This is a genomic window from Marinobacter sp. AL4B, from assembly GCF_019916045.1.
Taxonomy (GTDB): domain Bacteria; phylum Pseudomonadota; class Gammaproteobacteria; order Pseudomonadales; family Oleiphilaceae; genus Marinobacter.
On the sequence record NZ_JAILWZ010000013.1, the window covers coordinates 1,003,309 to 1,028,962 of the forward strand.

At 55.9% G+C, this 25,654-nt stretch carries 20 protein-coding genes; 8 read left to right on the forward strand and 12 right to left on the reverse strand.

Going from position 1 to position 25,654, the window contains the following annotated elements; translation table 11 throughout:
* Positions 1-49 precede the first annotated feature (49 nt).
* Both K5L82_RS14920 and yfbR read left to right on the forward strand, forming a co-directional pair.
* Positions 50-2,863 carry a DUF748 domain-containing protein gene (locus K5L82_RS14920; protein WP_223134679.1) on the forward strand — a complete coding sequence of 938 codons (2,814 nt, stop codon included), beginning with the start codon at positions 50-52 and terminating at the stop codon, positions 2,861-2,863.
* A gap of 23 nt (positions 2,864-2,886) precedes the next feature.
* The gene (gene yfbR, locus K5L82_RS14925) at positions 2,887-3,489 is read left to right on the forward strand and encodes a 5'-deoxynucleotidase (protein ID WP_223134680.1); all 603 of its coding nucleotides are present in this window, start codon (positions 2,887-2,889) and stop codon (positions 3,487-3,489) included.
* Between the two features lie 17 nt (positions 3,490-3,506).
* Here the strand turns inward: yfbR and K5L82_RS14930 are convergent, their stop codons facing one another.
* A complete protein-coding gene (locus K5L82_RS14930) occupies positions 3,507-4,526 on the reverse strand; it encodes an SPFH domain-containing protein (RefSeq protein ID WP_223134681.1) in 1,020 nt (339 codons plus the stop codon).
* 2 nt (positions 4,527-4,528) lie between these two features.
* Complete coding sequence (locus K5L82_RS14935; protein WP_223134682.1) at positions 4,529-4,990, reverse strand: NfeD family protein; 462 nt, start codon at positions 4,988-4,990, stop codon at positions 4,529-4,531.
* A gap of 221 nt (positions 4,991-5,211) precedes the next feature.
* Here K5L82_RS14935 and K5L82_RS14940 point away from each other — a divergent pair, with 221 nt between their 5' ends.
* The 4 genes from K5L82_RS14940 (at position 5,212) to K5L82_RS14955 (ending at position 8,546) form a co-directional block, all read left to right on the forward strand.
* Positions 5,212-6,027: an SDR family NAD(P)-dependent oxidoreductase gene (locus tag K5L82_RS14940; protein WP_223134683.1), complete on the forward strand. Its 816-nt coding sequence runs from the start codon at positions 5,212-5,214 to the stop codon at positions 6,025-6,027.
* Between the two features lie 96 nt (positions 6,028-6,123).
* On the forward strand, positions 6,124-7,239 hold the full coding sequence (locus K5L82_RS14945) for a GGDEF domain-containing protein (RefSeq protein WP_223134684.1): 1,116 nt from the start codon (positions 6,124-6,126) through the stop codon (positions 7,237-7,239).
* Between the two features lie 51 nt (positions 7,240-7,290).
* Positions 7,291-8,070, forward strand: a complete 780-nt coding sequence (locus K5L82_RS14950; RefSeq protein WP_223134685.1) for a class II glutamine amidotransferase — start codon at positions 7,291-7,293, stop codon at positions 8,068-8,070.
* 68 nt (positions 8,071-8,138) lie between these two features.
* Positions 8,139-8,546, forward strand: coding sequence for an NINE protein (locus K5L82_RS14955; protein WP_223134686.1), 408 nt, complete (start codon positions 8,139-8,141; stop codon positions 8,544-8,546).
* Here the strand turns inward: K5L82_RS14955 and K5L82_RS14960 are convergent, their stop codons facing one another.
* The 5 genes from K5L82_RS14960 to K5L82_RS14980 all read right to left on the reverse strand — a co-directional run bounded on the left by K5L82_RS14960 (position 8,547) and on the right by K5L82_RS14980 (position 16,296).
* On the reverse strand, positions 8,547-9,914 hold the full coding sequence (locus K5L82_RS14960; RefSeq protein ID WP_223134687.1) for a WS/DGAT/MGAT family O-acyltransferase: 1,368 nt from the start codon (positions 9,912-9,914) through the stop codon (positions 8,547-8,549).
* 114 nt (positions 9,915-10,028) lie between these two features.
* A complete protein-coding gene (locus tag K5L82_RS14965; RefSeq protein ID WP_223134688.1) occupies positions 10,029-11,906 on the reverse strand; it encodes an MFS transporter in 1,878 nt (625 codons plus the stop codon).
* An 84-nt stretch (positions 11,907-11,990) separates the two neighbouring features.
* On the reverse strand, positions 11,991-12,365 hold the full coding sequence (gene nirD, locus K5L82_RS14970; protein ID WP_223134689.1) for a nitrite reductase small subunit NirD: 375 nt from the start codon (positions 12,363-12,365) through the stop codon (positions 11,991-11,993).
* A gap of 167 nt (positions 12,366-12,532) precedes the next feature.
* Positions 12,533-15,040: a nitrite reductase large subunit NirB gene (gene nirB / locus K5L82_RS14975; protein WP_223134690.1), complete on the reverse strand. Its 2,508-nt coding sequence runs from the start codon at positions 15,038-15,040 to the stop codon at positions 12,533-12,535.
* A gap of 26 nt (positions 15,041-15,066) precedes the next feature.
* Positions 15,067-16,296 (reverse strand): NAD(P)/FAD-dependent oxidoreductase, encoded by a 1,230-nt coding sequence (locus K5L82_RS14980; RefSeq protein WP_223134691.1) that lies wholly within the window; start codon positions 16,294-16,296, stop codon positions 15,067-15,069.
* A 372-nt stretch (positions 16,297-16,668) separates the two neighbouring features.
* Here K5L82_RS14980 and K5L82_RS14985 point away from each other — a divergent pair, with 372 nt between their 5' ends.
* Positions 16,669-17,880 (forward strand): nitrate- and nitrite sensing domain-containing protein, encoded by a 1,212-nt coding sequence (locus K5L82_RS14985; RefSeq protein WP_316933407.1) that lies wholly within the window; start codon positions 16,669-16,671, stop codon positions 17,878-17,880.
* 44 nt (positions 17,881-17,924) lie between these two features.
* On the opposite strand, the gene K5L82_RS14990 is transcribed toward K5L82_RS14985, so the two are convergent.
* The 3 genes from K5L82_RS14990 to K5L82_RS15000 form a co-directional block, all read right to left on the reverse strand.
* Positions 17,925-18,785 (reverse strand): ABC transporter ATP-binding protein, encoded by an 861-nt coding sequence (locus K5L82_RS14990; RefSeq protein ID WP_133006841.1) that lies wholly within the window; start codon positions 18,783-18,785, stop codon positions 17,925-17,927.
* Between the two features lie 70 nt (positions 18,786-18,855).
* Entirely contained in the window at positions 18,856-19,854 is a 999-nt protein-coding gene (locus K5L82_RS14995; protein ID WP_133006840.1) for an ABC transporter permease, read from the reverse strand.
* A 12-nt stretch (positions 19,855-19,866) separates the two neighbouring features.
* A complete protein-coding gene (locus tag K5L82_RS15000; RefSeq protein WP_133006839.1) occupies positions 19,867-21,231 on the reverse strand; it encodes a CmpA/NrtA family ABC transporter substrate-binding protein in 1,365 nt (454 codons plus the stop codon).
* 376 nt (positions 21,232-21,607) lie between these two features.
* Here K5L82_RS15000 and K5L82_RS15005 point away from each other — a divergent pair, with 376 nt between their 5' ends.
* Entirely contained in the window at positions 21,608-24,394 is a 2,787-nt protein-coding gene (locus tag K5L82_RS15005; RefSeq protein WP_316933408.1) for a molybdopterin-dependent oxidoreductase, read from the forward strand.
* Here K5L82_RS15005 and K5L82_RS15010 read toward each other — a convergent pair.
* Together K5L82_RS15010 and K5L82_RS15015 are read right to left on the reverse strand one after the other, a co-directional pair.
* Positions 24,303-25,001, reverse strand: a complete 699-nt coding sequence (locus K5L82_RS15010) for a hypothetical protein (RefSeq protein WP_262492670.1) — start codon at positions 24,999-25,001, stop codon at positions 24,303-24,305. The two genes, K5L82_RS15005 and K5L82_RS15010, sit on opposite strands and share 92 nt — an antisense overlap.
* A 106-nt stretch (positions 25,002-25,107) precedes the next feature.
* Positions 25,108-25,626, reverse strand: coding sequence for an Hcp family type VI secretion system effector (locus K5L82_RS15015; RefSeq protein ID WP_133006838.1), 519 nt, complete (start codon positions 25,624-25,626; stop codon positions 25,108-25,110).
* Between the last annotated feature and the right edge of the window lie 28 nt (positions 25,627-25,654).

The following is a 25,654-nucleotide window of genomic DNA, read 5'->3' on the forward strand; positions in this document are numbered from 1 at the left end:
CTTGAGTGGTGATCGTAGTGTATGAACATATCGAGTAAGGGAGAGTTTTGTGGGCCAATCAGCGGCAGGAAGTCATAGGGTCAGAAACCTGTTGATCGGGTTGTGTGTGTTACTGGTGCTGTACGCACTGGCCGGATTCCTGTTACTGCCATGGTGGCTGGAGAAAGAGCTTCCGAGTCAATTCAAAGACAAAATGGGATGGCAGGCCCAGATTTCCGACATTCGCTTTAACCCGTTTCTATTCAGCCTGGAAGCAGATGTGTTTTCGGCTCAAGACGCCGAAGACCGGCCCGTTGCCGCGTTTGAACATTTGCGAGTCAATCTGGATGTGTTGCAGCTTGCCAGGGGTGTGGTGGGGTTTGATGAAATACGCCTTATCAAGCCCGACGTGCGGCTGGATCTGCTGCAGGATTATTCCGTCAATTTCGTGCGGGACTGGAAGCAAGCGAATCCGGAAGCAGGGGGGGATGCACCTAAGGCGAATAAAGAAGCGTCTGAGCCACCTAAATTCTATTTTGGGCACTTGGCTATTGAGGGCGGCCAGTTATTATTCCGAGACTTTACTCAGGATGACACCGTCGAATTGGAGATTGAGCCTCTGGACCTTGCTGTTGACGATCTGGCGACTTGGTCGCGGGGTGAAGAGGATAGTCGCTACTCCATTCAGGCCGCCATCGGTGAGCAAACCCTTGAATGGGAGGGTGAGCTGAGTATTAACCCGCTGTATTCCGAAGGACGGATTCGGTTTTCCGATGTCAATTATAAGACCTTGGCCAAGTACCTTGAACCGTACCTTCCCTGGCAGTTAAAGGGTGGACGGGTCACCGTTGAGTCGAACTATTGGCTCTCGAACGAACGTGGTTTTCAACTCGAAACCTCCGGCGGAAAATTGGAGCTTAAAAAGCTGGCGCTAGCGTTGGCCGAGGGTATTGAAGAGCCTGCGCTGAATATTGAAGCCTTATCAGTAGATGGCGTGGGCTTCGATCTGACCGGTAAAGAAGCGCAGGTCGGTACGGTAAGGATCGAACAGCCGATGGTGTCGGCAGTCCGGCGATCTGACGGCAGTATTGACTGGCAAGCTTCGTTGCCGCCAGCCGAGACAACGCCAGCGGCTGAAACACCGCAGAGTCCTGATCAGTCGTTCCGCTGGGAGGTTCAGGGTGTTGAGTTAACGCAGGGTCGCTTGCGCTGGCGGGATGAGGCGGCTGCTCAGCCCGCGGAGCTGGAGTTGGTGGATTTGTCCGTTACCATCGGTAAGCTTTCTCACCGGACGGATGAGCCTGCGGCCTACGAACTATCCACCAAACTGGCCAGTGGCGGCCAAATTACCGCAAAGGGCCAGCTTACTCCCACTCCATTCAATTTTGAAGCCGCTTTGGCGGGATCCGGCATTGCTCTGGCAGCGGTTGAGCCCTACATACAGCTTGGCGCCAATGTCGAGGTGGAGGATGGCACACTGGGCTTTGATGGCAATCTGGATCTGGATGGACAAGATGCTCCGGTAACCGGCACCTTCAGCGGTTCGGCACAAATTACCGGCTTTGATCTGCGCCTGCCTGACCTAGAGGGCGAGTTGGTGTCTTGGCAGTTGCTGCGATTGGCACCGGTGGAATTCAATGTTAACCCGGCGCGCTTGGAAATCGGCACGGTCACGCTTGAGCAGCCCTCTCTTAATCTGGTTCGAGTAAAAGGCGGGGCTCACAATATTGAGCGCATTGTTAAATCCGATCCGGATGCTGGGGCCCGCGAGCAATCCGCCAATTCTGCATCCGAAAAGCACGGAGACAGCGAACCCGCATTTATTTTCCGGATTGGCGAGTTGCTCATTGATGGCGGCTCGGTGGGTTACACCGACCGAACGCTCACGCCCGTTTTCACTACCAGCTTTGAGGCGTTATCCGGTTCTGTGAGCGGCATCAGCAACGTGCCGCCCCAGCAGGGACTGGTTAATTTACAAGGCGAATTGGCCGGAGGAGCCCCGGTGAAATTCGAGGGCTCGTTGGGCGCTTTGGGCACGGATGAAACCAGTGATCTGAAGCTCACTATGGAAGGCTTGTCTTTGCCGGTACTTTCGCCTTACATCGGCCGATATTTAGGGTACGCAGTGGATGCCGGAAAGCTGAATCTTGAGCTGGACTACGAGATTACCGGCACGAGCTTGAAGGCCTCGAACCAGCTCCGTCTGGACCAAATGCGATTGGGCCAAGCGATCGCCAGCGAAGAAGCTGTCAATGCGCCAGTGAAGCTGGGTCTGGCACTGCTCACGAATCGAAACGGCATTATCGAAGTGGATTTGCCCATAAAAGGGGATATCGCCAATCCCGATTTCCGAATGGGTCAGGTGGTGATGAGCACCTTCGTGAATCTATTGGTCAAAGCGGCAGCGTCGCCGTTTAGTATACTCGGCTCGCTGGCGGATTTTGCCGGCTTCAACAGCGAAGAACTGGGCCGGGTGAGTTTCGTGCCCGGTAAAATTGCTTTGGCGGACGGCGAGGCGGAAAAAGTCGCCGCATTGGCCAAGGCTTTGAACGATCGGCCGGATTTACTGCTGAGTATTCGTGGCGCCGCGGCACCCAAAGCGGATGGCCTGGTGTTGTTAAAAGCACGGATGAGGACCGCCGGTGAAACCGTCACGGACGAGGCCTGGGCACGAGCGCAGCAGGAGTATCAAACTGGCGAACGCCAATTGCCACCGGAAGCTTTGAGTCAGCTGGCAGCCATGCGTGGGCAAACTGTTCATCGGTTGTTGCAAGACACCCACGGTGTGCCCGATGACCAGCTTTTCACACTGGATACCCTGCAACACTCGGAATTGGATGAACAAGGGAACGTGATCGTACCTTTCACGCTGGATGTGCGCTAAGTGCAGCCCAACAGGAAACTTGAATGAGTCTGAAGAAAACGCCCGTGAGCCATTTTTTTGCCTATGTGTCCCGGCTGCGCTGGATCAAACGCTGGGGCTTGATGCGTAATGCCATTGAAGAAAATGTGGCAACCCATTCGTGGGAAGTGGCGACCATTGCCCATGCACTGGCGCTGATCCGAAACACCAAATTTGATGGCCAGATAAACGCCGACAGGATTGCGACCGCCGCGCTCTATCACGATGCCACTGAAGTGATTACCGGGGATATGCCGACTCCGGTGAAGTACCACTCGAAAGTGATGCGGGAGGTGTTCGGCGACATTGAACACAAAGCTGAAACCGAGCTGTTGGCGTTGTTGCCAGATGAATTGCAGGATGCTTTTGCGCCCTACCTGCGGGAATCGCAGTGGACCGCGGAAGAACAAGAGCTGATCAAGTCAGCGGACCGGTTGTCGGCGCTGTTGAAATGTCGAGCCGAAATCCAGACCGGTAACAAAGAATTCGAGCCGGCAGCGGAGCAGATACTCCGGCGCCTGCAAGAAGACGCGTCACCCGAAGTGCAGTATTTCCTTGAGGTATTCGCGCCCAGTTACGAGCGCCCGCTGGACCACCTGTTGGGTTAGCGAGCGCCTGGTTACTTTTAGTTGGTGCCGGCTGAGGCAACCATGCCGCTGCGCAAGCTATCACGTACGGTATCTTCGGGGCTGCCGGCCAACTCTCGGAACATGCCCATAGAGCCCAGCAACGCGGTCGATTCATAAGGCACGAACACGCGCTCGCCGTCTTTGGCCATGGTCGGCAGGGCTTTGATGTAGCTTTGGCCCAGCAGATAGCCCACAACGGTACGCTTGTTCTCTTCATTTTCGCCGATGGCATTCAGTACCAGGCGGATAGATTCTTGCTCACCCTGAGCGCGCAGGATCGCGGATTCCTTATCACCTTGGGCATTCAAGATGGCAGACTCACGCTGGCCTTGAGCCATGGCAATAGCTGCGGCTTTTTCACCCTCAGCTTCCGTCACCGTGGCACGGCGCTTTCGTTCCGCGGCCATCTGCAGGCGCATGGCCTCCTCAACTTCTTCCGGCATGCTGATGTCTTGCACTTCCACTCGCGTGAGCTTTACGCCCCACTTTGACGCAGCTTCTTCCATTTCTGCCTGGATGGCGCTGTTTACTTCACTTCGGGATTCAAACAGTTTGTCCAGCTCCATTTTGCCCACCACCGACCGCAGAGTGGTTTTAGCCAGCACCTCTACCGCCTGGCTCATGTTGGCAACTTCGTAAACGGCCCGGCGAGGATCGATGATCTGGTAGTAGAGCGCGCCGTTGATTTTCACGGTCACGTTGTCGGTAGTCACTACCGGCTGGCCCGGGAAATCCATCACGGTTTCACGGCGGTCGATGCGGACTTCATCACTGGTCACCGGGTGGTATTCCTCACCCATGCGCATGTAACGAATCATGCTGATTGGGCGGGGCTTTTCGATAAAAGGAATGATGATGTTGATGCCGCTCTCGAGTACGCGGTTAAATGAACCCAGCCGCTCGATAACCATCACCTCGGACTGACGGATAATCACCAGACCTTTGGCAATAATGAAAATGCCGACAGCGACAATAATTAAGCTGATAACCAGCCCCGGAGTAATGAATGCTTCCATGTTTAACCTTCCTGTTTGGGTTGAGCTAGATGCACGATGGCGGTGGTGCCATCAAATTTTTCGAAAATCACTGCGGTGCCTTCCGGCAATTCGGGGCTGCTGCCATCGGACAGCTTCAAACGATAGAAATCACCGTTGACCTTGATGCCGGTAGCCCCATCAAAGTCACGCAGTTGCGTTCGATAGGTCATTCCGTGTTCGACGCCGGTGCCGGTGGTGCCGTAGGCCACGCCTTTGGGTGAAAAACGAGGGCGTATCCAGCGAATGGCAACGGGCACCGAAATGCCGGACATGACGCCCATGGTGACCAGTTGCCATTCAAACGGGGCGCCCAGAAAAGACACTAAGGCCGTTAGTGCTGCCGCAATGCCAAGCGCCAACAGCAAAAGTACACCGGAGGTGAGCTCAGCAAGGCTGAGGACCAAGGCCAGAATCAGCCATAAATGGGTAAGACTCCATTCCATAATCAGTTCCAAGCGAAGGGCATGAATTCAGAAGAAGCTTGATTGTAACCAATGAACTCGATGCCGTCTCTGACTCGCTGCACGGATTGTTTGTAAGTGTTGTGGCCGGAATGACAGCCTCAAGGGATGTTTGATGCCATGGCGAGGCTTCAACCAAGTATTACAGTGGAGGGGTACTACAGTATCCTGATTAACCAACAATAAAACAAAAGGCTGTCCGAATGAAAAATCTCAAAAACAAAGTCGCGGTGATTACAGGTGCGGGTTCAGGAATCGGCCGCGGGTTAGCCAAGTTGTTGGCCTCGAAGGGATGTCGTTTGGCGCTGTCTGATGTTAACGAAATCGGTTTGGCAGAAACGGTGGCTGCCTGTCGAGGGGCAGATGTCAAAGCCTACTACTTGGATGTCTCGGAGCGCGATGCGATATATGCCCATGCAGAGCAAGTGCAGGCCGATTTTGGAGCCGTTAACCTCGTCATCAATAATGCAGGCGTCGCTTTGTCGGCATCGGTTCGGGAGATGACCGATGACGATTTTAAATGGATCATGGATATCGATTTTTGGGGTGTGGCTCACGGTTCTCGTGCTTTTCTCCCGTACCTGATCGCGTCTGGTGAGGGCCACGTGGTAAATATCTCCAGTGTGTTTGGCTTTATCGGGGTGCCGAAACAGAGTGCCTACAATGCCGCTAAATTTGCTGTGCGTGGGTTTACGGAATCGTTGCGACAAGAAATGAAGCTTGAACGCCAGCCAGTTCAGGTTAGCTGTGTCCATCCGGGCGGAATTCGGACGAATATAGCCAACTCAGCTCGGATGGGTAAAACTGAAAATGCAGAGGCTCAACGCAAGGGGTTTGATAAATTGGCTATCACAACACCAGAAAAGGCCGCCGAGATTATCGTTAAAGGGATTCTGAAGAACGAATCCCGGATTTTGGTCGGGCTTGATGCCTGGGGAATCGATGCTATCAACCGGCTGTTGGGAGCAGCATATCAACCCTTAGTTGAACGTTTCTCTAGAAAGAACCTGTATAACTGAGCGTTTTCAAAGCCGTTAGGGAATAACACGGCTCCGTGTTTTATAGTCGGTCAATGTACTAGACTAAGTAGAAGCCTGATCTAGGTCAGAACCATTATGGATATGTTAAACCACCCGGACTTGGGCAAAGCGATGACGCTGAGCCGTTCCGGGCTAAGGGATAACCACCGCCGATCGCTCGCCCGGTTTTTGCTTTGGGTGACGGGATTGTCTCTCATGGTGTTCGCCACTCTTCAGCTGTTCAGTGGCTACCCTTGGGTATCGGCTGTTGAATGTGTAATTGGCGGTTTGGCCTTTGTTGGTGTTGCCAGAATCAATCACACTCCGCATTTTGAACGCTGGGTTTACGGCTATCTGTTTATCCTGTTCTCATTTTTCATTGTCATCATGCTCTTGCCGGACGCCTCCATGGCGGCGTTTGTTTGGGTGTTGATGATGCCTGTACTGGCTTATCTGTTGTTGGGTAGGCGCGAAGGCATGACGCTTAGTGTGCCTTTCATGGCCTTGGGTTGCGTTGTATACGTCGTTTTCCTGAGTGGCATCGAGGGGCTTAGTACGGCCGATTTCGTCATTGATTTCCTGAACATGGTGCTGTGTAGCAGCTTGATGCAGGTGTTCATGTATATGTATGAAGCCCGGCGCGAGGAAGCCGAACAACGATTGATTGAAGTGGCGCAGACGGATGCACTGACTGGGTTGGCTAATCGTGGGAATTTTCAGTCTACGCTGACTCGAACCATCGCTGAAAGTGAACGCAGCAACGCAGCTTTTGCGTTGGTGATGATGGATATTGACCACTTTAAAGTGATCAACGACACCCATGGCCATGAAGCCGGCGACTATGTGCTACAGGAAATCGGCCAGTGCCTGCGGGAACGGCTGCGTGTGACGGACTTTGTTGGCCGCTTGGGTGGTGAAGAGTTCGGCCTCATCTTGCGGGATGTTCAGCCTGACGCCGCCTATGAACTCATTGAAGAGCTCCGGCAGCGAATAGCCGCCCGAAGGTTGAACCTTGGCAATGCGGATATGGCGGTCACCGCGTCGTTTGGTGTGGCGCAATGGCCAGAAGATGGCCGTCAGACAGACACTTTATTCTCGGTGGCCGATCAGTATCTTTACCGGGGCAAGCGGGCCGGCCGTAACCAGGTAACCTCGTCGTTCAAAGCGCAACCCGCTCGCGAGAATGATGCCGCGGCTGGAGGTGAGGGCTGAATACGGTATGCTTGCGCCGACCGATGATTTTGCTCGAGGAACCACCGAAATATGTGTGAACTGCTGGCCATGAGCGCCAATACCCCGACAGACCTGTGTTTTAGCTTTACCGGCCTCACTCGCAGGGGCGGCGAAACCGGGCCTCACAAAGATGGTTGGGGCGTGGCCTTTTACGAAGGCAAGGGCATTCGCTGCTTCCACGACTCCGATGCCAGCGCCAGTTCGCGTCTTGCCGAAGTGGTCCAAACCCATCCGATCAAAAGCGAAGTGGCGCTTTGCCACATCCGGCAAGCCAATGTCGGCGAGATCTGCCTGGCCAATACGCACCCGTTTATTCGGGAACTCTGGGGCCGTTACTGGGTGTGTGCCCACAACGGTCAGCTCACCGGCTTTCGGACACCGGAGGGTTTTTACGAGCCGGTCGGCAGTACCGACAGCGAGGCGTTATTCTGCGACATGCTTAATCATCTGCGCAGCCATTGCGACCGGGACGACAGCTTGGAACAGATGGTTGAACGGTTGGTCAAATTGTCTTCGCAATACGCCAGCCAAGGTGTGTTTAATCTGTTGCTGAGCAACGGTGATTGGCTGTTCACCTATTGCACCACCAAGATGGCCAGCATCACCCGCCGAGCCCCTTTTGGCCCCGCGCGATTGAAAGACACCGATGTGACCATCGATTTCGAAGCGGAAACCACCCGAAACGATGTGGTCAGCGTGATCGTCACCGAACCTTTAACCACCGATGAAAAATGGGACATTTACCAGCCCGGGGAATGGCGTTTGTGGCGTCAAGGTGAGGTAGTCATGAAAGGTGGCGCAGATAATTAGGTGCGAGCTTTTCGGAACTTTCAACAGAAACCAATTTATAGCAAACATCCGGGAGGATGCAGACAAACATGATCGAAAGCAGGAATACCCACAGTAAGATTATTGGTTACCTACTCTGGATTTTCGGGTTTTTGGGTTCACACCGGTTTTATTACGGCAAGCCCATTACCGGCACCATCTGGTTCTTTACGTTGGGCTTGTTTTTGATTGGTTGGATCATCGACTTGTTTCTGATACCGGCGATGGACCGTGAAGCCGATAGCCGGTTTCAGGAAGGCCAAACCGACTATAACATCGCCTGGATATTGCTCACCTTCCTAGGTGTTTTTGGTGTGCACCGTATGTACATGGGTAAGTGGATAACGGGCATCATTTACTTGTTTACTGGTGGTTTGTTTTTCATCGGGGTGCTGTACGATTTCTGGACCCTCAACAGCCAGATTTCCGAGCGGAACAGTAACCTTCGCTTGAGTTGATTACAGGCCGGCGGCAGCTTCAAGCTCCGCCAAACCGTCCTCTAGGTAATCCAGCATTCGTTGAAGGCTTGGCAAGGTACGCCGGCATCCGATCAGGCCAAATTCGATTTGATCGTTGTAGCTGGTCAGGGTCATGTTCAACGCCAGGCGATCCATGGCGATGGATACAGGATACATACCCTCCAGCTTGGCGCCGTTCCAGTAACGGGGGGTATTCGGTCCAGGCACGTTAGAAATGACCACGTTAAAGGTTTGCCACTTGGGTGCCATGCCGGTTAGCAAATGGAAGGCTGCGGGTGCCAGGGTCAGGGCTGTGTAGTTAATAATCTCTTCGGGTGACATCTGGCGATAGCGCTGTTTGGCTTCTTGCATGCCTTGGTGAATTTTCTTCAGCCGTTCGCTCGGGTCCGCGAGGTCGGTATGCAGGTTGGCGAGAATCACCCCGACTTGGTTTCCGGAAGAGTTGTCGTCGTGGTGTAGTGAAACTGGCACCATCGCAATCAGTGGTTTGGCCGGAAGCGCACCTTGGTTGATTAGATAGGTGCGCAGGGCCGACGCAGACATGGCGGTCACAACATCATTAACGGTCGTTTCGTAGGCTGAGCAAACGGCTTTAATGCGCTTCAAGTCATAGGACTGCGCTGCAAAACGGCGCGACCCCGTGATCTTCTGGTTCAGCACGCTTCGGGGCGCGTGGAAAATGGAGCCATAGGCCGGGTCTTTACGGGCCTGATTGATGGTCTTTAGTAGCTCTTTTGCTACCGCTGGAATGGTGTTGAGTTGTCGGCCGGAATTTCCCAACAAATGCGCCACGCTGCTCCACAGGGATGTCGAGCGGTCGCTTGCTCCGGATCGGCTGCGCTCTGGCATGGCCCAAATTGGTGCCATGTTGGTTTCTTGCGGGTTGTCACTGAGCATTCGAGTGGCCATTTTCATGGCGGAGACACCATCCACCAATGAGTGGTGAACTTTCGTGTAGAGCGCAAACTGCCGGTCTTTCAGGCCTTCAATCAGATGCACTTCCCACATGGGCCGCTCCCGGTCCATCAGGTGCGAATGCTCGGCCGACACAAACGACAGCAGTTCCCGGATACGCCCGGGGGTTGCCAAGGCCTCGAAGCGAAAGTGATGCTCAAGGTCCAGATGCTCGTCCTCTACCCATCCCGGTTGGCCCAGCTTATAGCTTAAGCGCTGATTGAATGGCGGGGTGATGTGCTCTTGCTTCCGAAGTTGCTCGGCCAGCTGGGCAACATAGTCGTCCGGAGCTCCCTCCGGAAACGAAAAAATCTGAAGGCCACCCACATGCATTGGTTGCTGGCGTTTTTCCAACCAGAGGAACAGTTGGTCTGTCGGGTTCAAAGGCTTCACGGCAGATCTCTTATTATTGATATTGAAACCGATTCTAACGCGATTATCGCTGTACGGGATTGACCCAACACTCGTCGGATTTTGCACAGGAAGCAAGTCGCCGGATAAAACGCGTTAGGGGTGCGAGCCCCTCAACGTTTTAACGTTTTCTTCCAGTGCTTCGGCCGTTGCTGCTTCTGGACGGACAGGCTCGTCGGCAAGAAGATGAATACGCGACCAGAAGCGTTTTGGTAAGTGCGTGAGCGCCGGCCCACCGTAATGACTGAAAAAGCTTCCCCACAGGCCCCGAAGGGCGAGTGGCACCACCGGCACTGGCCGACGCTGTAAAATCAGCTCCACCCCGGCTCTGAACGCCGCGACTTCGCCATCCGAAGTCAGTCGACCTTCCGGAAAAATGCACACCAGGTTCCCAGCGGCCAGTTCCTCGTCGATTTTATCAAACGCCGCTTCGTAGATTTCCGGTACCTTCACTTTCGAGCCGATCGGGATGGTTTTGGCCATCCGGAAGAAGGTGCCCATCACCGGCGTGGCAAAAATGTGGTGGTCCATCACAAAGCGAACCGGACGACGCACCGCGCCGGCGATCACCGGTGCGTCCATATAGGACACGTGATTGCACACCAGCAGCGCTGCCCCCTCTTCCGGAATCCGGTCCAGATTGTGGTGTTTAACCCGGTAGATCGTGTGCGACATCATCCAGATCACAAAGCGCAGCGCGAACTCCGGTACCTGCTGGTACACGAAGGCCGCGACCATCAGATTCATGATCGACAACACCAGGAAAAACTCTGGAATGCTGAGCCCGATCACGCCGAGCACCAACATGCCCAACAGCGCACTGGCCACCATAAACAGGGCATTGAACACATTCAGCGCCGCAATCACGCGGGCCCGGGTTTCTGGCGGGGTTTCCTGCTGAACGAAGGCGTACAGCGGCACGATAAACAGGCCACCGGAGACACCAATGCCCAACAGATCCAGTGCGACCCGGCGGTAATTGCTATCGGTGAAGATCATCCACCAGTCGGAGGGTACCGGCTGTGCGGGCATGTTCAGGTAGAGATCAATACCGAACAGACTCAGCCCCAATGAACCAATGGGGACAATGCCCAACTCCACCTTGTGGCCGGACATTCGCTCACAAATCATGGAGCCCACCGCGATACCGACCGTAAAAATGGCTAAAAGAACCGTGACCACGGTTTCATCACCGAGCAGTTCATCCTTGGCGAAGCCGGGGAACTGGGTCAGGTAGGCGGCACCCAAAAACCAGAACCAGGAAATGGCCACAACGCTCAACAGCACGTTGTGGTTTTCTTTGGCAATGGCCATCAGCTTCCAGGTTTCTTTCAACGGGCTGAAGTTGATCTTCAGATCCGGTGCCGCAGCCTCGGCCTTGGGTATTTTCAACGCAGAAAACAGACCTGCCCCGGCAACCACCAACACCGCGATGGCGATCATTGGCCCCGGCAAAGGCGCTTTCATCATCACCCCGGCTACCAGCGTTCCGAGCAAAATAGCGACGAAGGTGCCCATCTCCACCAGAGCGTTGCCGCCCACTAACTCCGAGTTATCCAAAGCTTGGGGAAGAATCGCGTACTTAACCGGACCAAAAAAAGCGGACTGAACGCCCATCAAAAACAGCAGCAGTAACAACATCTCATGCCAGCCAAACCACAGCCCGACCGCGGCCACCGCCATGATCGCGACCTCCGCGAACTTGACCCAGCGAATGATTCCGGATTTCTCATAGCGGTCTGCAATCTGGCCGGCGACGGCAGAAAACAAGAAGAACGGCAGGATGAAGAGCATGGCGGCCAGATTGACCACCACGCTGGAAGACAGCCCAAACAGCCCACCGGCGTTATAGGTCACCAGCAACAAAAGAGCATTTTTGAACAGATTGTCGTTAAACGCACCCGCAAATTGGGTGACAAAAAACGGTGCAAACCGCCGTTCCGACAACAAACGAAACTGGCTGTGATCTTCCATAACCTGGGGCACTCCGAATCCGCGGGGGTTTGCCGCAGACTATACGCGGCACCACACCCGGTCAAGCGCCTTGAAATGCCCGCATCAGGCTGCCTGGAATTCTGCGCGACCGACCGAAACAGGAAGCTCCAACAGAATTCGATCACCGTCCAGCAGCACAGGGTAAGTCTTAAGCTGCACGCTGTCGTCCTCGAGACAGAGCCCAGAGCGCAAACTGAAATGCTGCTTATATAACGGCGAAGCCACCACCGGTTCACCATTCACATCCCCGGTAATCCCCCGCGCTAACACGTTTGATCCACTGAACGGGTCGGTATGGCTGACCGCGAACAGCGCCGGTAACCGATGCGGCAAATAAAACACCGCAATCGGCCCGTCTTTCGTCCAAACCGCAATGCCTGAATCCGGTACCAGGTCTTCAACGGTACAAATCAAATCCCAATGAGTACGAGCTTTCATAACGTTCTCCAACTGTCTGTCATGCCCCGTCGGGCCACCAAATAAGTTCCTGAGTGAGGTGGTGTGGGGCTGCTTTCTGCAGGAAAAAAGATGTCTGAGCAAAGCGAGTTATTTTTTCCGGAAGAAAGCAGCCCCATGCCGCCTTGCTTCTGCACCAACCCAAAGCTCTAGGCAGATTCCAAAACAGGCCGACGTTGCCCACGCTCTGAAGTCCACTGCTGCACCGGGTCCTTCTGCTCGGGCGCATTCACAAACTCCCGGAAGCGCTTACGCTTCTCCGGATCCTCAACCGCCGTCTTCCACTCACACTGATAGGTGTCGACAATCTCCGCCATGTGCTGCTCCAGCTCTGCACCAATACCCAGACTGTCCTCCAGCACCACCTGCTTCAGATACTCCAAGCCGCCTTCAAGGTTCTCCAGCCAGACACTGGTCCGCTGCAACCGATCCGCCGTCCGGACATAGAACATCACAACCCGGTCAATCGCTTGAATCAGCTCTTCATCGGACAAATCTGTCGCGAACAGGTCCGCGTGCCGGGGCCGCATGCCGCCATTGCCGCACACATACAAGTTCCAGCCCTTCTCCGTGGCAATCACCCCAAAATCCTTGCTTTGCGCCTCGGCACACTCCCGAGTGCAGCCCGACACCCCCATCTTCACCTTGTGAGGCGCTCTCAGGCCCTTGTAGCGGCTCTCTAGCAGGATCGCCATGCCGACACTGTCCTGCACGCCATAACGGCACCAGGTACTGCCAACACAGGACTTCACTGTACGCAGCGACTTGCCATAGGCATGGCCGGTCTCGAAACCCGCAGCGATCAGCTTTTCCCAGATTTCCGGCAACTCGCTCAAGGTGGCCCCGAACAGATCAACCCGTTGACCGCCAGTGATTTTGGTATACAAGTCGTATTCCTTGGCTACCTCACCCAGCACAATCAGCTTGTCCGGCGTGATCTCGCCGCCAGGAATGCGCGGCACGATGGAATAGGTGCCGTTCTTCTGCATGTTGGCCATGAACGTGTCATTGGTGTCCTGCAAAGGCACATGATCGGTGGCCAGAATGTGATCGTTCCAGCAACTGGCGAGAATAGAGCCCACCGTGGGTTTGCAGATGTCACAGCCCTGACCCTGACCGTATTGATTGAGCAGCCCGCGGAAGGAGCGAATGCCGTTTACTTTAACCAGATGGAAAAGTTCCTGACGGGTGTAGGCGAAGTGCTCGCAGAGATCGGTGCAGACTTCCACGCCCCGCTTCTCCAGTTCGCTGTCGACCACCTTCTTCAGGAGTGCCGTACAGCCGCCGCAGCCGGTGCTGGCTTTGGTCTCGGCCTTTACTCCTCCGAGGTCTGTGCAACCGGCATCGAGAGCACTACAGATATCGCCTTTAGTGACGTTGTGGCACGAGCAGATGGACGCCGTATCGGGCAGTGCATCGGCACCGAGGGTGGGTGCTCCGCCCTCGCTTTCCGGCAGAATCAGCACTTCCGGATTGCTGGGTAAGTCCAGCCCGTTGAGCGCGTATTGCAGCAGAGTATCGTAGTGGCTGTTGTCGCCTACCAGAATGGCGCCCAAGAGCTTCTGGCCGTCCTGACTGACGACCATGCGCCGGTAGTGGCCGGTCTGCTCATCGTGGAAGCGAATATTGCGCGCGCCGGCTGTTTGGCCGTGAGCATCGCCAATAGAGCCGACATCCACACCCAGGAGTTTCAGCTTTGTACTCATGTCGGCACCGGTGAAAGCGGCCTCGCTGTCGTTATTGAGGGCCGCCGCGAGCGTCCGGGCCATGGTGTAGCCCGGTGCTACCAACCCAAAGATACGGTTGTTCCACAGCGCGCACTCGCCGATTGCATGAATGTGGGGGTCGGAGGTAGTACATTGATTGGTAATGACGATGCCACCGCGCTCCCCAATCTCGAGACCGCAATCCCGGGCAAGCGTGTCCTGAGGCCGGATGCCGGCGGAGAACACAATCAAGTCGGTTTCGAGGTGGCTGTCATCGGAGAAATTCATACGCAAGCGGGCTTCATGGCCCGGCACGATGGCGTTGGTTGCCTTCTCGGTATGCACTTGAACGCCTAACTCTTCGATCTTGTGTCGCAGCAAGGCGCCGCCTTGGTCATCCAGTTGAACGGGCATCAGACGAGGGGCGAATTCCACCACACTGGCTTGCAAGCCAAGGCTCTTTAGGGCGTTGGCGGCTTCCAGTCCCAGCAGGCCTCCGCCCACTACGACACCGGTTTTGGCCTCGCTGGCACTGGCACGAATGGCGTCCAGATCTTCCAGCGTGCGGTACACAAAACAGCCGTCGTGCTCATTGCCGGCAATCGGAGGTACGAAAGGATAGGATCCGGTCGCGAGTACCAACTGGTCATACTGATAGACGCCTTTAGGCGTACTGACCACCCGATTGCAGCGGTCGATGGTGGTGACCTGCTCATTCAAGTGGAGGTCGATGCCGTTGTCTTCGTACCAATCGGCTGTGCCCATCGCCAGGTCAGCGTGGCTGGAGCCTGTGAAGTATTCAGACAGGTGAACCCGATCATAGGCCAGTTGTTTCTCTTCGCCAAAAACGAGAATCTGGAACGACTCCGCCGCAGGGGTCTGGACGAATTGCTCGAGAAAATGATGGCCGACCATGCCGTTGCCAATCACGATCAAGGTTTGTTTACTCATGGTATGTTCCTCTCCCAAGGCAGCGTTCACGCTGCTGCTTCACAATAGGGTTTGCCGAAAGCGATGGCGCTTCGGTAGTCGGTAATGTCTTGGGCGCTGCGAATCAGATCGGTGTACCAAGCGCCGTTCGCGGTGTCGCCGAGCAACAGGGCGCCGACCAAACGATCCTGTTCGATAAACAGGCGGCCATAGCGGTGCTTGGGACCGTCGCGCCATTGAATGGTTTGGGTGTCCGGGCCCGGTTCTACGCGGCCACAGGAGTAAATGGGAATGCCGCTGATCTTCAGGCGTGTGGGTATTTCAACCGGTTTAAAGCCTTGGTCATCCTCATGCCGGCAGAGGTGCTCGGCGAGTACTTGTGCCTGATGAAAGCCCGGTTCAACCAGACCGAACGTCTCGTTGCCGAATTGACTGCACTCCCCAAGTGCGTAGATGGAGGAATCGGATGTGCGCATCTGGCGATCAACGCAGATGCCTCGGTCACAGCGCAAGCCGGCTGCGGCAGCCAGTTTCGTGCTCGGAGCAATGCCCGTGGCGATCACCACCAGATCGGTGGCGAGCACGGTATCGTCTTGCAGTTGAACCGCCCGCACCTGTTTTTTTCCGAGCAGTGCTTTCGGCGCGTAACCGGTCAAAATGTTGAGGCCGCGACGCTCTAACAGTCTCTTCAGCATACCGCCGGAGGTGGGGTCCAGTTGCCGGTTCAAAATGCGATTGCTTCGGTGCAGCACAGTCACCGCCATGCCCCTTGCGCGCAGGCCTTCGGCCGCTTCGAGTCCCAGGAAACCACCGCCGATCACGACGGCGCGTTGGTAGTTGCCGGCTTTTTCGATCATCGCTCGGGTGTCCGCCAAGCTGCGAAACATCAGCGCACCGTCGAGACCTTCGCCCGGTATGCCAAGGGTGGACGGACTCGAACCGGTTGCCAGTATCAGCTTGCTATAGGGCTGTACATGGCCATGCGCAGTCTCGACTTGGCGTTGTTCAACATCAATACGAGTGACCGGTGTGTGGTTGTGCACTTGGATCCGGTGCTGTGAGAACCAATCATCGGGCTTGAGGACAAGGTCCGTCTCAGTGATTTCATTGGCCAGCAGGGAGGACAGCTGGATGCGGTTGTAGGCCGAAACCGGTTCTCCGTTGAAAACCACAATCTTGCTGAAAGGATGACCATTAGCGACGAGTTGCTCGATCAAGCGCTGAGCCACCATGCCGTGGCCGCAGATCACCAAGGGAGCGTTTTCGGTTGCGGTCATAATGAGCCCCTTTCCGGATTCCAAAAAAAACGCCGGCATCCCGCTTTCCTGAGAAAGCACGATGAACCGGCGCCAATGCCAACAACAATGATCAAGTGTTCAGCCAACCGTGGCCGAAGTTTCGTCCTTGATTTACGTAATGCGATCTCCGTGCCAGTTTTTTAAGGCTATATATTTCAATGGCTTAAAGAAATTGATTTGTGGGTTTGTTGTAAGGGCTGCCCTTTGGTAGGGCGTGATGCCCGAAGATGGGGCCTCAGAGGCTGGTCTGTTAATTGCTCAGTTTTAGGTTCAGCTATGTGAATAAGCGTTGGTGGACAGAGGCAGCGTTGCCTGAAACCTGTCAGCTGGTGCAACAACAGGAGCAATAACGTGAGCAAAACATCCGGTTCAGCTCGATCACAGACTGCCACCGCGGCTGATTTCCTGATCGCTTCGCGGCAATGCGAAGTCCGAAGTCTGGAGTACTTTTTGTTGATGGGACGATTGGTGCAGAGCGTCGGGCACCTGATCCATGGTTTGCAGCGTGAGCGAGGTGTCACCAGTCTATATCTGGGGTCGGACGGTCAGCAGTGCGCGGGTGAGCGAGCTGCCATTCTCCAGCAGACGGACAAGCACGCAGCCGACTTCGATCAGGCCTTGAGCGATATCCAGCAAGAGTTGATCGGCCATCCGGTCAGCAGTCCGTTGCTTAGCCATATTGCCAGTGCACTGCACGGCTTGGGGCAGCTTGCAGGCGTTCGCCAGCGAATTGAGCAGCAGGGGATCGCGGCAGAAGAGGTTGTCGATTGGTTTGGTGAGACCATTCATCAATTGATTACGGTGGTTTGCGAGGCGGCAGAGACCGTTGTGGAACCGTCGATTGCGGGCCTCCTCGTTGCCATGGTTCATGTGATGACCGGGAAAGAGTATTGCGGACAGGAACGGGCGGCTGGCTCGAACGGTTTTGCCCGAGGGCACTTTGATCGTGCACTGTCACGGCGCATGGCGCACCTTTTCGAGGCTCAGGATCGTTGTTTTGAGGTGTTCGTTGCCCACGCTCCTGAGGGCAGTCTTGCGCTTTGGCAGCAGCTTCGCGAGCATCCGCGGGAGCTTGAGATAGAACGGCTGCGCCAGATCGGTGTGTCGGTTGGGCCCTACAAACCCCTGGACCCGAAGTTGGCGGAACGTTGGTTTATGTTGATGACGGAACGCATGGACGATCTGAAAAAGATGGAGGATTCGGTCGAAAGTGCCTTTCACCATCGTTGTGTGGAACGTTATGCCGAGGCTCGGAGTTCATTGGCTGATCAGGCAACGCTGTTGGCTTCCCTTGAGGAAGGGGTGCAGGGGAGCCGGTCGATCCTGGATTTGATTCAGGAACAGAACCAACGTTTGCAGCAGATGTCTGAGGAGCTGCAAAGTGCGAAAGAAGCGCTGGAGGACCGGCGGGTTCAGGAAAAGGCGGTTCTGCTTTTGATGGAGCACCGCAAGATTGATGACGATGAGGCTCACCGGGTGTTACGCAAGTTGGCAATGGACCAGGGTAAGCGCTTGCCGGAGGTGGCGCGTGCGCTCATCTCCATGGCGAACGTGTTGACTTGAGTGCGGACCCCCCGGGCCCTGCTGGTGCAAAACCCGGGATTGGATTATGCCCTGGCCTTGGCCGGGGAGGTGTCAGCAAACGCCTTTTGCGGGCTGCTTCGACGGGTGTTGATGGTTTCAAGCTTTCGCTGTTTTTCGTACAGGAATGAAAGTACTTCCTGACGGTAATGAACGTACTGGGGGTTGTCCGCCAGAGCGACCCGGTCGCGAGGCCGGGGCAAGTCGATCCGCAAATCCTCACCGACGGTCGCTGACGGCCCATTGGTCATCATAATGATGCGGTCAGACAGCAACACGGCTTCGTCGACGTCGTGGGTGATCATGATCACGGTATTGTTTAATTCCTGCTGGATGTCCATCAACGAGTCCTGAAGATGGGCCCGGGTCAGCGCGTCCAGTGCCCCGAACGGCTCATCCATCAATAGCACGCTTGGCTTCATGGCCAAGGCCCGGGCTATGCCCACTCGCTGGGCCATGCCGCCGGAAATTTCACCGGGCCGCTTGCTGGCAGCGTGGGCCATATTGACCAGTTCCAGATTGTGCATAATCCACTCTTTACGCTCCTGCCGGCCCATCGTCTTTTTGAACACCTGGCGTACCGCCAGCTCGACATTCTCATAGACCGTCAGCCAAGGCATCAGTGCGTGGTTCTGAAACACCACAGCGCGCTCCGGGCCGGGAGAGTTCACTTCATGCCCGTCCAGCACGCAGCCGCCTTTGGAGGCTTGCAAGAGGCCGGCCACGATATTGAGTACAGTGGATTTGCCACAACCGGAGTGGCCAATCAGTGAAACAAATTCGCCCTTTTGTATTTTCAGGTTCACGTTATCCAGCGCAATGAATGGCCCTTTTGCCGTATCAAACGCCATTTCAACGCCCGTCAATTCAAGATGTAACTTAGCCATGGAATTCCCCTTATTCGCTTGCGGAGTGCCGAGACCGGCCTCTTCCGGAGTCAGATTCACAGAGTCGTATTCAGCGTCCTTCGTTCCAGGCCACCTTTCGTTGAATCAACTGCATCACTCGATCCAGAATAAATCCGATAAACCCGATGGCGAGCACCGCCACCATAATGCGGCTGAGTGATTGGCTGCTGCCATTCTGGAATTCGTCCCAGACAAATTTGCCCAGTCCCGGGCTTTGCGCCAGCATTTCAGCGGCGATCAGAACCATCCAGGCAATCCCGAGAGACACCCGCAGCCCGGTGAAAATCATCGGTATCGATGATGGCAGGACCACTTTACGAACATGGCTCCAGAACGACAGGTTGAGCACCCGAGACACGTTCAGCAGATCCGGGTTAACCGCTGTTACGCCAACGCTGGTGTTGATCAGTGTGGGCCATAAGCTGCATAGGGTGACGGTGATCATCGAGGTCAGGAAGGATTTCTCGAACATCGGGTCGTCGCTGACATAGGTGGCGGAAACCACCATGGTAACCAGTGGTAGCCAGGCCAGAGGTGACACGGGTTTGAAGATCTGGATCAGTGGGTTCACCGCCGCCTGAAAGTGCCGGTTTAGCCCGAACACGATGCCCAGTGGAACGGCGATCAGTGCCGCGACAAGAAAACCCGAGAGTACCGTCACCAAACTGGTGCCAATTTGATCGATGAAGGTCGGCGCGCCAGGGTAGTCGCGGATGCGAACTTCGGCGTCCGGATTATCCGCCAGAATGCGCGCGTTGCGTTCTTCTTGCATGGTGGTGAATCGGTCGGCTTTGGCCCGCTGTTCGGAGTGTTCCTGCCACAGCTGGCCGGTTTGTTCCCAGACCTGCGCCGGTCCGGGGAAAGCGCCCAATGACGTGTCGACCTGAGGCGCAGCGAGATGCCAGAAACCCACGAACACCAAAATGCCGATAAAGGGGAGTATCAATTGGCGGCCTGATGACGCTAGATTCGCTGGCGAAAAGTTCTCAAACAGCTGCCTGAGGCTGAAGCTCATAGATTGACCGAGTTTTCCGGTTAACGAATTCATCTGCATTCCCCCTTAAGGCGTCTGGTCAGCTTTCAGGCCGATCTCGAAACGATCGATGTAAGCGTTGGGTGTTTCCGGAGTGAACGGGACACCGTCGATTAACGTGCCCTGGTGCGGACGCTTGAAGTTTTCTCCGGAAAAATCCGGGAAGTCGCTGGCGGCCATCAGACCGTCGTCGACAAGTGATTGGGCTGCCTGAGCGTAAATGTCACCCCGGTATACTTTTGCGGCGGTGTCCATGTACCAGCTATCGGACTTGGGTTCAGGAATCTGGCCCCAGCGACGCATCTGCGACAGATACCAAATGGCATCGGATGGATACGGGTAAGTCGCGTGGTAGCGGAAGAAGACGTTGAAATCGGGCACCTCTCGGATATCCCCTTTCTCGTACTCAAAGGTTCCCGTCATGGAGTTGGCAATGACCTCCCGGTCGGCACCCACATAGCTCGACTGTGAAAGAATGCTGACCGCTTCGGCCCGGTTGGCGTTATTGTCCTGGTCTAGCCAGTGCGCAGCGCGGATCAGGGCGCGCAGCAGTCGCAGATGGGTATTCGGGTACTTTTCCGCCCACTCGGCCGTGACCCCAAAGACTTTCTCCGGGTTGTTGGGCCAGATTTCGAAATCGGTGATCACCGGTACGCCGATGCCTTTGAATACCGCTTGCTGATTCCAGGGTTCACCGACGCAATAGCCTTGAATGGTGCCGGCTTCCATCGTCGCGGGCATCTGTGGCGGGGGCGTCACGGACAGGTGTACGTCGGCTTCCAGCGTGCCGCTGGTGTCGCCTCGCTGAGGTGCGTAAAAGCCGGGGTTCAGGCCACCTGCTGCGAGCCAGTACCGTAGCTCATAATTATGAGTTGAGACCGGGAAAACCATGCCCATTTTGAAGCGCTCGCCTCGGTCCCGGTACTCATCGATGATGGGCTTCAGGGTTGCCGCGCTGATCGGATGTGCCGGTTTGCCACCTTCGTCGGCAAGCTGGGGTTTAATGGTTTCCCAGACGGCATCGGATACGGTGATGCCGTTGCCGTTAAGGTCCATGCTGAAGGCCGTGATGATATTGGCTTGCGTGCCGTACCCGATGGATGCACCGAGAGGCTGACCAGCGAGCATGTGGGCACCGTCTAACTCGGAGGTGATGACGCGATCCAGCAAGACCTTCCAATTGGCTTGGGCTTCCAGTTCAACAAACAGGCCTTCATCAAGGAAGTACCCTTGTTCCCAGGCGATGGCCAGAGGCGCCATGTCGGTAAGCTTGATGAAGCCTAGCTTGAGGTCCGGCTTTTCTGCCGGCCCAATCTCGCCGTGTGCCAATGAAGCCAATCCCAACAGCAGTGCCGTTATACCGGACCTTAGGTGTTTCGGGGTTCTTGCCATGATGTCGCTCGCTCTGAATAGTCAGCACCCCTTTAATAACGCAAAAGCGCCTGCCCTCCGTTTCCGGAAAGCAGGCGCCTTTGCCTGAATAGAGTGCTGATTTGTTTTAGTGATTCACAGAGTTTTCAGCACAAGCTGTGCCAGCTCCGGAAAACCCTTGAGATAATGGCGCTCAGACGGGTTGGTGGTGCTTAAGTAGATGACGCTCCGTCACCTCGGCTTGTCGTGTTCTGGTGCAAGAATGAGTGCTTTGCACCAACGTGAATCGTTTTCCAGAGACGGAACCTTGCGTTGGTGCGGTGTACAAGGGATGGCCCTTAAATTGCTTCAGACAGGGCAAGTCGAATAGGTAAAAAGCCAACAAAGAGGACACACTGTGAGCCGTCACCAGAATACGTCGATACCCACTGCGACCACTTGCCCGTATTGCGGTGTAGGCTGCGGCGTCCTGGCCCGAGTGGACGGTGTTGAGGGCGATAGCCGTCACCCGGCGAATCAGGGCCGTTTGTGTGTGAAAGGTTCGGCGCTGCACGAAACGTTGGCTACCGATAGCGAACGATCCTTTGGTCCCAGAGTTGACGGCAAAGAGGTTGATTGGGGGCATGCTATCGCTCGTGTCGCCTCAGCCATCAGCGATGCCGTGAGGAACCATGGGCCAGGGTCGGTAGCCTTTTACTTGTCCGGTCAACTTCTGACTGAAGACTACTATGCAGCCAATAAGCTGGCGAAGGGCTTTATCGGCACACCCCACGTGGATACCAACTCGAGGCTGTGTATGTCGTCTGCGGTGGCGGCCCATAAACGGGCTTTCGGCGAAGATTGCGTGCCGGGTTGTTATGAAGATCTGGAGTTGGCGGACCTGTTGGTGTTGGCTGGCAGTAACGCGGCTTGGGCGCACCCGGTGTTGTATCAGCGGATGAAGGCGGCGCATCGGGCTAGCCGCAAGGTGGTGGTCATCGACCCCCGGCAAACCGCAACAAGTGAACTGGCGGATTTGCATCTGAAACTCCGGCCCGGTACCGATACCCTGCTCTTCAATGGACTCCTGGTGTGGCTGGATGAACAGCAGGTGCTGGATGTGGAATACCTGAGGCAGCACTGCAGCGGGCTGGAGAGCACTCTTGAAGAGGCAAGATTGTCAGCGCCTGACACCGCGGCGGTTGCCCAAGGGTGCGATCTGGCGGTGAAGGATGTGGAAACCTTTTATCAGTGGTTTGCGGAAACGGAGCGAACCGTCACAGCATTCTCGCAGGGCATCAACCAGTCAATTGCCGGCACGGACAAAGGTAATGCCATCATCAATTGCCATCTGGCGACCGGCCGCATCGGAAAGCCCGGTGCCAGTCCCTTCTCATTGACCGGGCAACCAAACGCCATGGGAGGGCGTGAAGTGGGTGGGCTGGCGAACACGCTGGCCGCCCACATGGATTATGACACGCCGGGCGCCCGACAGCGCATGGCGGACTATTGGCAGACGGATAAGCTGGCGGATGGGCCGGGACTCAAAGCGGTGGATCTGTTTGAGGCGGTACACCGGGGCGAGATCAAAGTACTGTGGGTTATGGGCACTAATCCCGCTGTCAGTCTGCCCGAGAGCGCGCGGGTTCGGGAGGCCTTAGCGCGTTGCGACGTTGTGATCGTTTCAGACTGTGTGAGTGAAACGGATACCATAAGCTTCGCTGATATTCTTTTGCCAGCGGCTGGCTGGGGTGAGAAAGATGGCACCGTCACCAACTCAGAGCGGCGAATATCACGGCAACGCCGGTTTCTTCCGCTCTCGACCGGAGTGAAGCCGGATTGGCAGATTATCAGCGAGGTTGGACAGGCTCTAGGCCACACACAGGCGTTTAGTTACCGAAAACCCGCGGATATCTTCCGGGAGCATGCAACCTTGTCGGGGGTTGGCAACACCGGTGACCGGATGTTCAACATCGCTGCGCTGGCAAGCCTTACTGACGATGGCTACGAACAGATGCAGCCGATTCAGTGGCCCGTTAGTAACACTGAGTCTGGCGGTTTTGAGTCGACGGCTCGTTTGTTCAGCGACGGTCATTTTTCCACGCCAGATGGCCGTGCCCGGCTGGTGCCGGTTCAGGCGCGGCCGGCTGGCCAGCAACCGGGGGCTAGTTACCCGCTGGTAGTGAACTCCGGTCGCATCCGGGATCAATGGCACACCATGACCCGCACCGGACTGGCGTCGAAGCTGTTTGCCCACCGGGAGGAGCCGTTCATTGAGGTCCATCCGGATGATGTGGCCCGTTTCGGGCTGTCAGAGGGAGGGCTGGCCACCCTGACCGGGCCGTCAGGCCAGTTCGTCGGCCGTGTTCGGGGTACTGTCGGCCAAAGGCCGGGGGAAGTGTTTGTTCCAATCCATTGGAACGGCCAGTTTGCATCGTCGGCTTTGGCGTCTGAACTCATGGCTGCAACGGTCGACCCAGTATCCGGTCAGCCTGAGAGTAAGTATGGCATCGCGGCCATCAAACCGCTGACCGCCCAGTGGCAGGCCCGGCTGATACAGCCGTGGGGCCAGACGGACTTGCCTACGCCGATGGCGGCGGCCTTTGATTATTGGAGCCGCCAGGTGCTACCCAATAGCACCGGATGGTGGCTGGCGGGTAAGCACCGGGCAGACTGGAGCGAATTGGGCTGGCAGTGTTTCGGGCGTGAGCCGGAGCTCGTCATGGAGGACGAATCGAAAGGTACGTTTCGCGCGGTATGGTTAAAAGAAAACCGGTTGGAGGCCGTGCTTCTGGTGGAGTCCGAAGCCAGCTCCATGCCCGGAGTGGAATGGCTGGATCAATGTTTTGCCGACGCTGGCTTTGAGCTTGAACACCGGTGGTCTCTGCTTGCGGCAGGAAGTGCGGACATAGAGCCTGCCGGCGCGTTGGTGTGCAGTTGTTTCCAGGTCGGCGAAAACGCTATTTTGCGCGCCATTGGTGAGGGTTGTAACAGTGTGGAAGCGCTAGGAACCACACTGAAATGTGGTAGCAACTGTGGCTCCTGCCTGCCGGAAGTGCAGGCCCTGCTCAATTCGGCCCTTGAACAAGACACCGAGGACACCAGCCAGCCAGTCAGTCTAGAGGCTTTAACAGGGCGAAAGGCACCCGATACAGCAGATTCCGGGGCTGGTGAGAGATCTCGACGGTGCAGGTTTTTCGGTTAACACGGATGATTTTGCCTTGTTGCTGCTTGCGGCCAGTTCCGAAACGCGCATGCTCGCCTACTTGCCACTGACTGCTTTGCAGATGCGGGTTATGCATTTCAAAGACGTCGCGAGATAGCACGAGTTCTGCTTTGTTCGCCTGTTCCTTCAGAAACTGCCGTGTCGCATCGGCGGCACCGCTGGCGTGTAGCTGGTCCAGCACCTCATAGAACTGCCGGTTGTGAACCGAACCGTAGCGCCGCTGCCCGGCGCTGTATTGCAGAAGATGGGCAAATTCATGGCAGCAGGTATGCGCCAGCAGGTTCAATTCACTGACTTCCCCATCGAAATAGCCTCGCTCACGAATTTCCCGGGTAGACAGCCAGCCTTGGGCCGTTTCCGGCTGGCGTTTGGCGGCAATCATGCGCACGCCGTAATTAATCAGGTGTTGTTTGGTGCGTGGGTCGTAGCGGTGATAGGTGGCTTGTCCGGAACCGATCCGCAACACCAAGTCTGCCCGGCTATTACGCTCGCGCACCCAATCCCGGGCCGGCTGCCAAAGAATGTTCCGGGTGGCGTGGCACATGAGAGTGCCAATTGTCTTGCTTGTGTGTATGGAGTTGGACATGAGATCCCCGAGCGTCAGGGAGCATGTTAGTCAGGAAGGCTTGTGGGCTCAATCAAAAACGGCCAGCACAAAGGCCAGCCGTTTTGGTGAAACCGAACGCGAGGAATCAGGCCTCGATCGGCGAGCGCCAGTCGTCAGCACCGGAAGTACCGGCAACGGCGTGCTCCCAGGTCACCTTGCGGTAGGACAAAGACACGGTCACCAGCTGAGTGAAGTCAGCGTTGGCGGTGTCCTGGCAGTGGGGCATGTTGCAGTCGATGTCGATGATGGTGGCATCTTCCAGGATGGTGGAGAAGAAATGCTCCTGTTTCCCTTCTACGGAAGTGCGGTACCACTTAAGCTCGACTTTCGGCAGCATTTCACCAGAGGCAAGAGCGTTGTACATCAGCGGGGTGGACTTGTTCAGAGCGGAGGTGAATTTGAAGGGTTTGTGCACGCGCTGGCCGGAAGGCTGGCCAGACTGAGGGTCAGTCGGAACGGTAACAACGTGGCTGAATTCCTGAACCAGAACTTCGTCTTCGTGACCTTCAACGTAGATGTTGCCTACGGAATCCGAAGTGAAGGCACCAGCGGTGATGTTGCCCTGAGTTTTACCTTCGATACTGATATAACAAGGAGTTGGCATAGTCTGCTCCATGACGTGTGAATGAATA

Bases quoted from the DNA above. Each gene is read 5' to 3' on its own strand.
- K5L82_RS14940 (WP_223134683.1), top strand. From the start codon at position 5,212: ATGAAAAATCTCAAAAACAAAGTCGCGGTGATTACAGGTGCGGGTTCA.
- K5L82_RS14935 (WP_223134682.1), bottom strand. From the start codon at position 4,990: ATGGAATGGAGTCTTACCCATTTATGGCTGATTCTGGCCTTGGTCCTC.
- K5L82_RS15010 (WP_262492670.1), bottom strand. From the start codon at position 25,001: ATGTCCAACTCCATACACACAAGCAAGACAATTGGCACTCTCATGTGC.
- K5L82_RS14995 (WP_133006840.1), bottom strand. From the start codon at position 19,854: ATGAATTCGTTAACCGGAAAACTCGGTCAATCTATGAGCTTCAGCCTC.
- K5L82_RS15015 (WP_133006838.1), bottom strand. From the start codon at position 25,626: ATGCCAACTCCTTGTTATATCAGTATCGAAGGTAAAACTCAGGGCAAC.
- K5L82_RS14950 (WP_223134685.1), top strand. From the start codon at position 7,291: ATGTGTGAACTGCTGGCCATGAGCGCCAATACCCCGACAGACCTGTGT.
- nirB (WP_223134690.1), bottom strand. From the start codon at position 15,040: ATGAGTAAACAAACCTTGATCGTGATTGGCAACGGCATGGTCGGCCAT.
- K5L82_RS14945 (WP_223134684.1), top strand. From the start codon at position 6,124: ATGGATATGTTAAACCACCCGGACTTGGGCAAAGCGATGACGCTGAGC.
- yfbR (WP_223134680.1), top strand. From the start codon at position 2,887: ATGAGTCTGAAGAAAACGCCCGTGAGCCATTTTTTTGCCTATGTGTCC.
- K5L82_RS14990 (WP_133006841.1), bottom strand. From the start codon at position 18,785: ATGGCTAAGTTACATCTTGAATTGACGGGCGTTGAAATGGCGTTTGAT.
- nirD (WP_223134689.1), bottom strand. From the start codon at position 12,365: ATGAAAGCTCGTACTCATTGGGATTTGATTTGTACCGTTGAAGACCTG.
- K5L82_RS14980 (WP_223134691.1), bottom strand. From the start codon at position 16,296: ATGACCGCAACCGAAAACGCTCCCTTGGTGATCTGCGGCCACGGCATG.
- K5L82_RS14965 (WP_223134688.1), bottom strand. From the start codon at position 11,906: ATGGAAGATCACAGCCAGTTTCGTTTGTTGTCGGAACGGCGGTTTGCA.
- K5L82_RS14930 (WP_223134681.1), bottom strand. From the start codon at position 4,526: ATGGAAGCATTCATTACTCCGGGGCTGGTTATCAGCTTAATTATTGTC.
- K5L82_RS15000 (WP_133006839.1), bottom strand. From the start codon at position 21,231: ATGGCAAGAACCCCGAAACACCTAAGGTCCGGTATAACGGCACTGCTG.
- K5L82_RS14955 (WP_223134686.1), top strand. From the start codon at position 8,139: ATGATCGAAAGCAGGAATACCCACAGTAAGATTATTGGTTACCTACTC.